Consider the following 11,672-nt stretch of genomic DNA (forward strand, 5'->3'; position numbering starts at 1 on the left):
GTTATGCCCTTGATCCGGGTGATGGGTTGTCGGGCACTAGGTTAGGGCTGGCCCCAGGGCAGTGAAATAGGCCAATTTGCTCTATTTTGTGGGCGTTTTGACCAGAGCTTGAGCAACGCTTCAGGCAAAAAAAACCCGGACACTGTCCTGATGCTGGTCACTCAAGATCTTGAGCTGGGCTTGGGATGTTCCGCCCCCCCCTGTAGGAGCGAGCATGCTCGCGATGGACGTCAACGATAACGCGTGCTGCCTGAATGCCCGCGTTGTCCTGGCGTTTTTCGCGAGCTTGCTCGCTCCTACAGAGTAAGGCACGGGCGTCAAAGTATGGGCCGGCCGGTAGGCCGCCTCGCTTTGGCTTTTGATCTTCTTGCCCCATCGAGAGGCCGAGTGGAGGTTCTGCGCAGTGGGCAACCCGGCATGAATGCCGGGTTAGCCGCCCTCGGCCACGGATGGTCGATGGCGGCGGGGCGACGGAGCAGGGCCGGAGCGAGGTACCGTACGAAAGGGCTACACAACAGACGACAGCACAAAGGAAGTCACGGTGTTTTCCACCCCGGGCAACGCGGCAATTTCAGTCCAGACCTTGTGCACCCGCTGCGGGCTCGCAGCGCCCACCCGCAGCATCAGGTCGAACTCGCCACTCATGACATCGCACTGGATGACTTCCGGAATGGCCCGCAGTGCTTGCAACACTTCCGCCCCGCGCATCCGGTCGTAGCGGTAGACGAAAATCACCGCGTTGATGTTCGACGTGGCTTGTCGCCCCTCCCCCGTGCGTACCGTGTATCCCTGTATTACACCGTCGCGTTCAAGTCTTTCTATACGCTGGCGCACCGCATTGCGTGACAGATTGACCTTGGCCGCGAGCTCGGCGTGTGCAGCCCTGGCATTGAGTTTCAGTTGCGCGATGATGTGTTCATCGAGAGGGTCCAGAACTCGCTTCACTTGGCCTCCTGTTGTCGCGCTTTCACAGCGCACCGAGCCGTTCATGGATGATGTCGAGATCGTCCGGTTGAATCCGGTGAACCTGCGCCTGTCCTTGCGCAGCGACCTCGGGTTGCAGCCCCGCCACACTGATGCCCAACTCGCCAAGCAATGCCGTCGACTTGGCCGGTGAGATTTCCCCCAGGGTCACCATTGGCGCCACCAGGCTGCGCCGATACAACCGGGCGGCCAGCACGCCCGTGGCCGTGTGCGGGTCGATGACGTATCCCGTGTCGCGATACAGCGAGGTGATTTCCGTCAGCGTCTGCTCATCACTGACTGCGTAGGAGTCGATGATCATCCGCGCCTGCAGCCAGAACTCGTTGGCGATGACCATCTCACCGCTGGACTCGAACCCCTCCATCAGGGCACGCACCGCCTGGTCGTCACGCCCGTAGAGCTCCCAAAGGAACCGCTCCAGATTGGAAAAGATCGACAGGTCCATGGCCGGCGACAACGTCTTGTTGGCGCGTGACCTGCTGTAGTGGTTCTTCTGAAACAACTGATGCAACGCGTCATTCTGGTTGGTCGCAACAATCATCTGGGTGATCGGCAGGCCCATTTTTTGCGCGATGTAGCCTGCATACACCTCGGCAAAACTCGCTGCCGGTACGCTGAAACCGATCGGACGCTGGCCGCCCCCCAGTTGCAGCACGGCGTGGAAGTAAAACACCAGTTGCGCCAACACACTGACCCAGTTACTCGAGTTGAAACCGATCACCTCGTACTGCGCATACGGCCATTGTCGCAATAGCCGGGTGACGATGGTCTGGCACTCGTCGAAGCTGCCGTTGACCGCGAACTGATGAACGCTTGGGTGCGCCGCGGCTTGCAGATGCTGGAGTTGGTCCAGGGGTACGCCCGCCTCCGGGTAAAACACCACCACGGGAGTGTCCTCGCAGTGCTTGAACGCCTCGATCGCCGCCAGCCCGGTATCGCCGTTGGTGGCACCGATCACCACCCCGCGACGCCCGCGCTTGCGCAGAAAACAAGACACCAGCCGCGCCTGCAATTGAGCGGCAAAATCCTTCGAGGAACGAGTCGGCCCATGGAACAATTCCAGCACCCACTCGTTACGATCCACCTGATGCAAAGGTGCCAGGGAACGGTGGCGGAATTGGCTGCCCGCCTCTTTGAGCAGGCGCTTGAGGTCTGTCTCGGGGATCGCCTCCCCCACGAACGGACTGATCACCCGGTAGGCCAGTTCGTCATAGGGCAAGGTCGACCAGTTGGCGATCTCCCGGGATTCAAACAGCGGCAGCTCGAGCGGTACGAACAGCCCACCGTCCTCGGCAATGCCAGACAATACGACCTGTTCGAAGTCGACCTGCACGGTCGAATTTCGGGTACTCACATAACGCATGGTTGGCTCCGGCCATTCATTTGAAACGATGTGCCTGCTCGACCAGCCAGGTGGAAAACGTCACCGCGTCGGGGTGCTGCTCGGCCCCTGAACCGCGCACCAGGTAAAAAGACTCGCTGGCTTCGATACGCTGGGTAAAGGGTTCGATCAAACGTCCATCCTCGAGCATTTCCTCTACCATCGAGGACCGCGCCAGTGCGATCCCCTGCCCTAGCTCGGCCATGCGCAATGTGGAAATCAATGTGTCGAACTGCATGCCGGTCGAGGAGTCGACAGTGTCTGCACCGACCATGTTCAACCAGTAGCCCCAACCCTCTTCGTAACCCAGAACATGCAACAGCGGATGACGCGACACGTCCGCGGGAACCGTCAGCGGCGACTTCGCCATCAGGTCCGGCGAGCAGACCGGGAACAACGTGTCCCAGGTCAGGCGCTGCGACACCAGGCCGGGCCATTGACCGTGGCCCCAGCGAATCTCCAGGTCATCCTCACCGTCCAGCTCCTTGACCCAGATATTGCTGATGTAGCGGATATCGACATGCGGATGCGCCTGGCTGAACCCCGCCAGCCTGGGCGCCAACCAATGCACGAAGAACGCCAGGCTGCCACGCACCTTGATCGGCCGACGTTTGTGCTGGCCAAAGATTTCGTTGGTCCCCACTGCCAGTCGCGTGATCGCATCCTGCACCACCGGCAGATAAGCCTGGCCTTCCTCGGTCAGTCCCAGACCACGGGGCAAGCGCTTGAACAGTGCCACCCCAAGATGGCTTTCCAGTTGACGGATCTGCTGACTGACCGCGCCCTGGGTCAAAAACAGTTCTTCGGCGGCATGGGTGAAGTTCAAACAGCGGGCAGACACTTCGAATGCCCGCAGCCAGTTCAATGGGGGTAGCGTCTTTTGCTTCATGGCTTGAACCTCTTGGACGCCCCCTCCACCGAGCACACTTGCCCATCCCGTCGACGCGCACTAGAACGCATCGGACGATTGTGCCAAGGGGGCAACCGACAAGCGTCGCTCGCGGCTTTTGCGGGTAATGTAATACACGAAGTAGCACCAGGCGATGAAGGGCAAACCAAAGTACAACGCCACGCGCTGCTCCGGATCGAACCCGATCCCGACACACGCCAGGCTGCAGCAGACCAGCGCTCCCAACGGCACCCACGGATAACCCCGGACACGGAATTTCAAGTCGCGGATGTCACCGCCATTGGCCACATAGTGACGGCGGAAAGCAATCTGGCTTGCGGCGATGCTCATCCATACCACCACGACCGCCAATCCGGAGATCGACACCAGCGCCAGATAGATGGTGTCGGCAGCGAACACGCTGCTGAGCAACGAGGCGGCTCCACCCGCCATGCTGACGATAATGGCGTTGAGCGGCGTACCCATGCGAGTCAGGGCCGAGAACTGCCTGGGCAGGTGCCCCTGGTCACTCAGCGTCCAGAGCATCCGTGACGCGGCATACAAACCGGAGTTGGCGGCCGACAGCAAGGCACTGATGATCACGAAGTTCATGATGTCTGCCGAATAGGGAATCCCGATGTAGGTGAACACCGTGACGAATGGACTCTCCACGAGACCGGCCTGCTCTCGGGGCAATAGCGTCGCCAGGACGAAAATGGTCCCCACGAAAAAGATCGCCAGGCGCAGCACCGTCGTGCGAATGGCGCGCGGCACGTTGCGCTGCGGATCCCTGGTTTCCCCGGCGGCGATACCAATCAGCTCAGTACCCGAGAAGGCGAAGGACACTGCCAGCAAGGTCATGGCAATCGACATGAAGCCAGTGGGAAACAAACCTTCGCGGGTGAAGTTGCCCAGGCCGATGCTGTGGGCCTGATCGATATTCAACAGGCCGAGAATGGCCCCGCCGCCGATCACAAGAAACACCACCACCGTCACTACTTTGACCAAGGACAGCCAGAACTCGGTCTCGGCAAACAAACGCACCGAGATCACGTTGCTCAGGAAGACTACGCCGGCGAACAGCGCACTCCAGATCCACACTGGCGTTTCCGGGAACCAGCGCGCCATGAGGATACCGGCGGCGGTGAACTCGGAACCGATGGCCACTGTCCAGGTCAGCCAATACAACCAGGCCACGGTATAGCCGGTGCCAGGCCCGAGAAAACGGGTGGCGTAGGTACTGAATGAACCGGTTTCCGGCATCTGCACCGCCAGCTCGCCCAGGCACATCATCACCATGTAAACCATTAGCGCGCCGATGATGTAAGCGATCACCGCGCCCAGGGGACCGGCCTGATTAACCGTATACCCGGAGGTGAGAAACAGTCCGGTGCCGATGACGCCGCCTAATGCCAACATGACGATATGCCGCGTCTGCATTTCCTGTTTAAAACCGGAATGTGTATTGAGTTGTTCTTCTTTTATGGACATGGTTGTTCTCATGAAAGTTATTAGGGCACGAACTAACGTCTGCAGTGATTGACTCGGCAGAGTAAAAACAGATCGCCACTAAGTTTTATTATTATTCCACTTCATGAACGCCCCACTCACATCCTTGCAGTGAGGTTTAACGCTAATGCTTCAGTCTGCAACTTCGGCGCAACTTTCATTGATTGAAAACTGCGTGTTTGCTTGTGCGGGTTCGTTACCCGCCCCCCGGACAAATGCGAACGCCTGTTTCAGGTCGTCGAGCAGATCATCGGTGTCTTCGATGCCGACAGAGATCCGCACCTGTCCTTCGGAAATCCCCAGGGCCAGGCGTTCCTCCAGCGTGTTCTCGACATGGCTGGTGGTTCGCGCCGGACCGTAGATGGTTTCCACCGCACCGAGATTGCCCGCGCAGTGGGCGAATCGCAGTCGTGGCAACAGCACCTTGACCGTGTCCATACCGCCCGCCACCACAAAACTGACGATTGCACCGAAGCCGGACATTTGCGCGCACGCCACCGCATGATTCGGATGGCCGGGCAAACCCGGATAATTGACCGCCTCCACCAACGGTTCGGTGCAGAGGTACTCTGCCAGTGCACGGGCACTGCGTTGCTGCTGGCGCATGCGCAGCACCAGGGTTTTCATGCCGCGAATGATCATGTAGGCGGAGAACGGGTCGAGCGCGGCACCGTTGATTTCCCGGTAATGACGTACCTTGGCCATCAGCGATTCGCTACCGCACACCAGGCCGCCCAACACATCGCCGTGGCCGCTGAGGAACTTGGTCGCACTGTGAATGACCACGTCCACGCCCAGCGCCAGGGGGTTCTGATTCAACGGCGTGGCGAAAGTGTTATCCGCCACCACAATGGCACCGACGCGCTTGGCCGCAGCCACCAGACGCTCGATATCGAGTATTTTCAAGGTCGGGTTGGTCGGTGTTTCCAGATACACCAATTGGCAACCCCTGGCGATTTCTCGCTCGATCTCTTCGTGATCGAACGTCTCGCACAACGTCACGCTCACACCGGTGCGCGGCAGGAACTCTTCGAAAATCTTGTTGGTGCCGCCATAGCTGTCCCTGGTCGACACCACCCGATCGCCATGGGCCAGGAAGGTGTAAAGCACACTGCTGATCGCCGCCATCCCGCTGCTGAAAGCCACGGCGGATTCGGCCAGCTCCAACTCGCGAATCTTTGCCTCGAGGGTCTCGACGGTCGGGTTGCTCATGCGGCTGTAAATAAAGCCGGGCGCCTTGCCCAATGCTACGTCGTACCAGACGTCTATGTCGTCGTAACCATAGGCGGCACTGACTACGATGGGGGTTTGAGTGGCGTTGTAGGGATGCCTGACTTGCTCCCCGCCCCACACGACACGGGTCCCCGCACCCGCATTAACAAACCCTGCGTTGCCTGGTTTTTTATTCATAGAGACTACTCGCACTGAGGGTGGCGAATGTTGAGTCACTCACCGGATATGGCGGCCAATATATTGAAATGCGGCGGCGCCGAGAAACGATGTTATCGGTGCCAAAGGGCCGCTTTTTTTAATGGCTGCGATGTTGGACAGTTGCAGCCGCTTCATCGATTTCGGCAAGATTTACGTGATGCCCACCGGCAAGTGCTGCGTGCAAGAGCGGGAAATCATCAAGCGTGGTCCCGGCACACCCCATACCTGTAGTTCGTGGACGATATTCAACAATGGTTTTCAATATTCAACATCTCACTCCGCGCTCAGGACTAAAACTGCTGGCAGCGCTGTGCGCAATAAGCCTGCTTGGCTGTTCACACGGCGAGGAAGCAGGACAATGCAACGCTGCACCGCATGCGCCCGTCCGGCAGGTGGTCATCGTCGGAATCGACGGCCTGCGTGCCGACGCGATCAGCCCGGTACTGACGCCCTTCCTGTTCCAGTTGGCCGACTCTCATGGATTGGCTTGGAAAAGCGTCGATGTCAGCAATGGCCGCTCGCAACAGACTTATTCCGCACCTGGCTGGATCAGTGTGCTCACCGCAAGTTGGGCAAGCGCCCATGGCATTGTTGATAACAGCAGCGCAGGTCCAGTCAGAATCCCGACCGTGTTTGAACGCCTCCAGGGGCGCAAGCCCGATAGTCGCAGCGTTCTGATCACCTCCTGGAAGCCGCTGTATGACTTGGTCGAGGGGCGGTTGCGAGCTTTGCCAGCGATACACCATGCCGCGTTTTTGCGTGAGGACGATGCAGCGATCGAGCGGGAAGTATTGAGCACCTGGCAAGCATGCCAGCCAGATCTGGCCTTCATTCATCTCGATGCTGTCGACAAAGCGGGCCATGACGGTTCCTTCGACCCGTCTGACCCGGGCTACGCTGCTGCCGTGCGTGAAACGGACTCGCGCATGCGTCGCTTGTGGGAGAAGGCATTCGCGTCACCCTCCGCGCAGGGTGAAATGCCTCAGCGTCTGGTCGTCATTGCCAGCGATCACGGCGGCATCGGCAATAGTCACGGCCGCTATTCAGATGCCGAGCGCTGGGCACCGGTCCTGGCAATATCGCCGTCCGGTTATCCTGCCGTGAGCATCAGCCGGTTGGTCGATATCGGTCAGGCTTCGCTGGATTTTGTCCAGTCAGGGGATGCTGACTCGCGCCAGTAGACACACCCGATCAATGTTTGAACTCAACAGTGGCCCTTTGTTTGGTTTTAGAGGTTTCCGACTGTGCAGGGCCAACTGTGGCACGAAGATTTAAACACATTTGGATAACAGCGAAATCATCTAACTAATCCAATACTGGCTCCTAAACTTACTGATTGGATCGAGGTGCAGTAGGCGTGATGCAGGTCATGCCGGCGACAGGCAAGGACTTGAAACTCGGTGATATCAGGCAACTTCAACCGAGTATCGAAGCCGGGGTCAAGTTCATTCGGTGGATGATAGGCAGGAACTACCGTGACGAACCGATGACCGAACTGGACAAGGTACTGTTCACCTTCGCGCCGTACAACGTGGGTCCGGCCACAGAATTGAGCTTCAACCTGGCGAGGAGGAGAAATGATGAAGAAATTGCAAATGGGTATGCTGGTGATGGCGGCATGCATGGCACTGGCGACGGCGTCGAGCATCGCCCTTGCCAGCGAGGTGCCCATGGTCACCGGCGAGCAATGGATAACTTCGTCAGAGCAGCTCAAGAAGGTCTATCTCGTCGGTATTTCTAACGCCTACCAAGTGGAAGCGGCCTACCATGGGTCAAAAACCCCGTCGGATGAGCAGAGCCTGATTCCGCGCTTCCAAAGGGGTTTGAAGGGAGAATCGCTTGACTCCATACGCGAAAAGCTCAACCAGTGGTACGCCGCCAATCCCGACCGCGTGAAACAGCCCATCATCGAGACCATCTGGTTCGAGATGGTCGTGCCCGGTCTTCAAAAGAACAAGTAGCGGAGATGAACATGAAGCGGTTCCTCACGTTTGCCGCAGTCCTCACCGCAGCCAGTGTGATCGGCTGCACCTCAATGACATCCGAGCAACAAGGGACGGTGAGCGGCGCGGCCATTGGCGCCGCCGCCGGCGCCGGAATTGCTGCAATCGCTGGTGGCAGTGCGTGGACCGGCGCAGCGGTTGGTGCCGTTGCCGGGGGCGTAGCCGGCAACATCAAAGGCAAGCAGCAGAAGTAGGCAGGCCGGTGCGTTCGATGACACAGAGCTTGCTTTCACAGGGTTCTGACTTATTTTCAGACCAGGCATGAACAGCTGCTTTGGGTCGTCTTCTGCCTGCCACTACGGGTGGGTATCAGAACCTGCTGATTAAGTCCGATGCAATCGGTGATCAGTGCAGCGCCAATTCGCACCTGTCGACCAAACCAATACCTTGCACGCAAGAACCCTTCCTGCGCGTCAACGCAGGAAGGGTTTTTTGCTTGCGGCCGATCAGTCTTTGGCCTGGCTCAGTTTGGTGTACAGCTCGGTCGGCACTTTCTTGCCATTGGAGATGAACTGGTTGGTGCGGTACTTGTACGTCTCACCCTCGGACAGGAAACCGTCACCGTTGGTGTCTATCGCCTTGAACTCCTCTGCGCCCTTGGGCGCCACCGCCAGCAGTTCCTTGAGCGACACGCGGCCGTCATGATCGGTGTCGGTGCGCGCGAAAGACGCATCGCCGCACTTGCCTTCACCGCACTTGCCCTCGGCTTGAGTCTTTTGCGCGCTGGCTTCGCCGGCACCGCACTTGCCTTCGCCACACTTGCCTTCGCTGGTTTTTTCCGCGGCGGCCAGTTGATAGCCCTGGGGCAAGGCTTCGGCGGAAAACGCGGTGGACGCGAAGTTGATACCGCCGACCAGTGCAACAGCGATCAGGCCAATTCGGGTTTGGATACGAGACATGTTGATACTCCGGATCAATGGCGTGGCCGGACCACTATTGGTCGTACCACAAGGGTTGCGAACTGCGTTGTGCAACTCGCTTTGGCAGGTCCATTTGGCCCCAGTGGTGTATCCGGGCTGTATCCGTGAAGAGCGGGTTTTGTATGGCTGTATGGGGATGCCGTGCCCTGATACACAGCGATACACGAAAGCCGGTACTCAGTTGCTCATGTCCGCAAAAGCGCCTGTTTAAAAAGGTTGTAGGGTATTTCCCGAGGGCTACAAGACCTTGCGTCGTTGCCTACGGTTACGCCAGAATCCGCCGGCTTGTGCGCCTTGCTCCTGGTCTCTATCGTTTCCACGCCACTGTCCATCAGTGGTCGGGTCTGGAAACCCCGAAATGAATATGGCGCCACTGCGCCCTTCATAACCATGCTTGCGCGCTTTTAAGTGTGCACTCCGTTATGGCGGCTGTGCGCGGGAGACCCTTGGGTCTACCGGGTTGCCGTTTCCCCGGGTTTCCAGCCTGCGTACAGCTGCCACCTCTTCGTCTGGAAACGAATGTGGCAGCTTCAACCATGAAGCGGAGACAGCCATGTTCAAAGTCACCCCCAACCCGCCGGACACCGATCCGGCATCCCCGCTCGAACCCGACTCGAAACAGCTCGACGAGGCTATCGAACCCACGCCCGCCTTTCCCTCGATTGCCGACATCAAAGCCACACCGCGCACGCCCGGCTCACTGTTTACCGTCGATCCCAAGGTCGATACCGAAACCCTGATGGTGTACCTGGTCGAGACGCTGGCCTCGGTCGATGTGATGGTGCATCAGTTGGTGGATCATCTGGACGGCGGATCGCGCAATGCCCTGCTGGGGATATCCAATAGCGTGATGTTGGCGGAGATCACGGCGAATCGGGTGCTGGACCAAATCGACCCGTGCGAATAACCATTGAATTTGTGGCTGCCCCTGCCCCCTGTGTAGGAGCGAGCATGCTCGCGATGAACGTCAACGATAACGCGTGCTGCCTGAATGCCCGCGCTGTCCTGGCGTTTTTCGCGAGCATGCTCGCTCCTACAGGGGAATGCATGTGCTTCAAAGGACAGGCCGGCCGGTCGGCCGCCTCGCTTTGCTTTTGCTGTTGATCTTCTTGCCCCATCGAGAGGCCGAGTGGAGGTTCTGCGCAGTGGGCAACCCGGCATGGATGCCGGGTTAGCCGCCCTCGGCCATGGATGGCCGATGGCGGCGGGCCCACGGAGCAGGACCGGAGCGAGGGTATGCCGAGCCTTGGCGAGGCACCGAACGAAAGGGGCAAGAGCCCTTGGTTACTTGGGGCCGGGCGGCGTTCCGCTTTTCCAAGTAACTCGCCGTAAGGGCGAAACCACAGGTGGCCGTTACCGCAGCAACGGATATGTACACCATCAAAATACGCGTCGCCTTCAATTGGGGTCCAGCAACCCACCGCTCCAGTTACGCGACACCCGGCTGCCGGTGAATTTCGCCACGCCCATGCCCTGGGCTATCAGCCGGTCACGATAGCGCGTCACCAGGCGCCCGGCTTGCTCGGCATGCAGCACCACTTCGGAGGACGGGTCGCCCGGGCGCCCGAGGATTCGCGCAAAGCGCTGGCCCTCCTCGACAAATTCTCCCAGTTCCTTTTCGAAGATCAGCACGCCGGGTTGCGGCGCGATGATGGTCTCCATGTGGCCCATTTCCACGGGTTCGACGGGCCAATCCGCAGGCGCCACGTATTCATCGATGACGCCGTAACCGCACAGCCAGTTGTACAGCCCATTGGCATCCGATTCGGCAAAGCGATCGCTGACATCGCCCTGCCCGCGCAGCTCCAGGGTGGCCGCCATGCGGTGCTCGGTGAGGCCTTCACGCAACCACGGGGCGATGATGGTTTCCTCGAAGGAGCCATCGCCGCCGTCATCCCAGATGATCGCCACGTCCATCTTCATCGCCGCCGCCAGTTCGCGACCACGGGGCCAGAAACTGCGGTGGACGTAGAGGTATGGCAAGGCCTCGTCGTCGGTGTGCAGATCGAGCATCACATCGGCCGGAGCGGCCAGTTGCACCAGTTTCTTTTGCCATTGCTGAACGCAGGTCGAAGGTCGTTCCATGGCCGCCGACTGGTCGAACGCACGATTGAAGTTATGCCCCGTGGCATCGTGATAGCGGCCGAGAATCCGCCCCTGGCGAAATTGCCCGATGCCCAGCGGATTGGCCTGCGGCACGACGGTGACGGTGCCCTTGAGTCGGCCCTGGATCTCGGCGTTTTGCAGCCGTTGCATCAACAGGTGCAGGACCAGCATCCCGGCGATCTCATCGGCATGTACGCCGGCTTGCAGGTGCACGTTGGGCCCGCTGCCATCGCCTGCATAACGCCAGGCTCCGACCCGCACGGCGTCACCGTTGTTGTTGCGAACACTGAACGAAATATCCTGGGGCATTGGCTTTCCCTCCCGTCATGAACGTTGAAAAAACGCTGTATCGCTGCTGTCGAGGCTGGAGATTGAACAGACGTTCAACTAAGCTCGACTGCGTGGAACCTCACCCAAGGACAGCCTAGTGACAACCGTTGCCCCGAAAA

Annotated in this window: 12 protein-coding genes; 5 read left to right on the plus strand and 7 right to left on the minus strand. The window is 59.2% G+C overall.

The genetic code is table 11. The annotated features are described in order from the left end of the window. Positions 1-507: 507 nt before the first annotated feature. The 5 genes from CAG47_RS25240 to CAG47_RS25260 all read right to left on the minus strand — a co-directional run bounded on the left by CAG47_RS25240 (position 508) and on the right by CAG47_RS25260 (position 6,173). Entirely contained in the window at positions 508-945 is a 438-nt protein-coding gene (locus CAG47_RS25240) for an Lrp/AsnC family transcriptional regulator (RefSeq protein ID WP_085728548.1), read from the minus strand. Between the two features lie 22 nt (positions 946-967). Next, positions 968-2,347 (minus strand): threonine synthase, encoded by a 1,380-nt coding sequence (gene thrC, locus CAG47_RS25245; RefSeq protein WP_085728550.1) that lies wholly within the window; start codon positions 2,345-2,347, stop codon positions 968-970. A gap of 16 nt (positions 2,348-2,363) precedes the next feature. Then, the gene (locus tag CAG47_RS25250) at positions 2,364-3,254 is read right to left on the minus strand and encodes a LysR substrate-binding domain-containing protein (protein ID WP_085728552.1); all 891 of its coding nucleotides are present in this window, start codon (positions 3,252-3,254) and stop codon (positions 2,364-2,366) included. Positions 3,255-3,314: 60 nt separating this feature from the next. Then, positions 3,315-4,745, minus strand: a complete 1,431-nt coding sequence (locus CAG47_RS25255) for an amino acid permease (protein WP_085728555.1) — start codon at positions 4,743-4,745, stop codon at positions 3,315-3,317. A 150-nt stretch (positions 4,746-4,895) separates the two neighbouring features. Continuing rightward, positions 4,896-6,173 carry a cystathionine gamma-synthase family protein gene (locus CAG47_RS25260; RefSeq protein ID WP_085728558.1) on the minus strand — a complete coding sequence of 426 codons (1,278 nt, stop codon included), beginning with the start codon at positions 6,171-6,173 and terminating at the stop codon, positions 4,896-4,898. A 272-nt stretch (positions 6,174-6,445) separates the two neighbouring features. Between CAG47_RS25260 and CAG47_RS25265 the strand changes: the two genes are divergently transcribed. The 4 genes from CAG47_RS25265 (at position 6,446) to CAG47_RS25280 (ending at position 8,391) form a co-directional block, all read left to right on the plus strand. Continuing rightward, entirely contained in the window at positions 6,446-7,375 is a 930-nt protein-coding gene (locus CAG47_RS25265; RefSeq protein WP_085728560.1) for an alkaline phosphatase family protein, read from the plus strand. Positions 7,376-7,551: 176 nt separating this feature from the next. Then, a complete protein-coding gene (locus tag CAG47_RS29485; RefSeq protein ID WP_371917244.1) occupies positions 7,552-7,935 on the plus strand; it encodes a hypothetical protein in 384 nt (127 codons plus the stop codon). After that, on the plus strand, positions 7,865-8,155 hold the full coding sequence (locus CAG47_RS25275; RefSeq protein ID WP_085728564.1) for a hypothetical protein: 291 nt from the start codon (positions 7,865-7,867) through the stop codon (positions 8,153-8,155). The genes CAG47_RS29485 and CAG47_RS25275 overlap by 71 nt, the downstream gene beginning before the upstream one ends. Before the next feature lie 11 nt (positions 8,156-8,166). Further along, positions 8,167-8,391 (plus strand): YMGG-like glycine zipper-containing protein, encoded by a 225-nt coding sequence (locus CAG47_RS25280; RefSeq protein WP_085728629.1) that lies wholly within the window; start codon positions 8,167-8,169, stop codon positions 8,389-8,391. A gap of 252 nt (positions 8,392-8,643) precedes the next feature. Here the strand turns inward: CAG47_RS25280 and CAG47_RS25285 are convergent, their stop codons facing one another. After that, on the minus strand, positions 8,644-9,096 hold the full coding sequence (locus tag CAG47_RS25285; RefSeq protein WP_085728566.1) for a hypothetical protein: 453 nt from the start codon (positions 9,094-9,096) through the stop codon (positions 8,644-8,646). A gap of 574 nt (positions 9,097-9,670) precedes the next feature. On the opposite strand from CAG47_RS25285, the gene CAG47_RS25290 reads away from it, so the two are divergent. After that, complete coding sequence (locus CAG47_RS25290; protein WP_085728568.1) at positions 9,671-10,024, plus strand: DUF6124 family protein; 354 nt, start codon at positions 9,671-9,673, stop codon at positions 10,022-10,024. 491 nt (positions 10,025-10,515) lie between these two features. On the opposite strand, the gene CAG47_RS25295 is transcribed toward CAG47_RS25290, so the two are convergent. Beyond that, complete coding sequence (locus CAG47_RS25295; protein WP_085728570.1) at positions 10,516-11,532, minus strand: succinylglutamate desuccinylase/aspartoacylase family protein; 1,017 nt, start codon at positions 11,530-11,532, stop codon at positions 10,516-10,518. Between the last annotated feature and the right edge of the window lie 140 nt (positions 11,533-11,672).

The sequence above is a fragment of the Pseudomonas sp. R37(2017) genome (genome assembly GCF_002113375.1).
Lineage (GTDB): Bacteria > Pseudomonadota > Gammaproteobacteria > Pseudomonadales > Pseudomonadaceae > Aquipseudomonas.

Excerpts from the sequence above, each read along its gene's own strand:
- thrC (WP_085728550.1), bottom strand. The coding sequence starts at position 2,347 with ATGCGTTATGTGAGTACCCGAAATTCGACCGTGCAGGTCGACTTCGAA.
- CAG47_RS25250 (WP_085728552.1), bottom strand. The coding sequence starts at position 3,254 with ATGAAGCAAAAGACGCTACCCCCATTGAACTGGCTGCGGGCATTCGAA.
- CAG47_RS25255 (WP_085728555.1), bottom strand. The coding sequence starts at position 4,745 with ATGTCCATAAAAGAAGAACAACTCAATACACATTCCGGTTTTAAACAG.
- CAG47_RS25260 (WP_085728558.1), bottom strand. The coding sequence starts at position 6,173 with ATGAATAAAAAACCAGGCAACGCAGGGTTTGTTAATGCGGGTGCGGGG.
- CAG47_RS25265 (WP_085728560.1), top strand. The coding sequence starts at position 6,446 with ATGGTTTTCAATATTCAACATCTCACTCCGCGCTCAGGACTAAAACTG.
- CAG47_RS25275 (WP_085728564.1), top strand. The coding sequence starts at position 7,865 with ATGGTCACCGGCGAGCAATGGATAACTTCGTCAGAGCAGCTCAAGAAG.
- CAG47_RS25280 (WP_085728629.1), top strand. The coding sequence starts at position 8,167 with ATGAAGCGGTTCCTCACGTTTGCCGCAGTCCTCACCGCAGCCAGTGTG.
- CAG47_RS25285 (WP_085728566.1), bottom strand. The coding sequence starts at position 9,096 with ATGTCTCGTATCCAAACCCGAATTGGCCTGATCGCTGTTGCACTGGTC.
- CAG47_RS25290 (WP_085728568.1), top strand. The coding sequence starts at position 9,671 with ATGTTCAAAGTCACCCCCAACCCGCCGGACACCGATCCGGCATCCCCG.
- CAG47_RS25295 (WP_085728570.1), bottom strand. The coding sequence starts at position 11,532 with ATGCCCCAGGATATTTCGTTCAGTGTTCGCAACAACAACGGTGACGCC.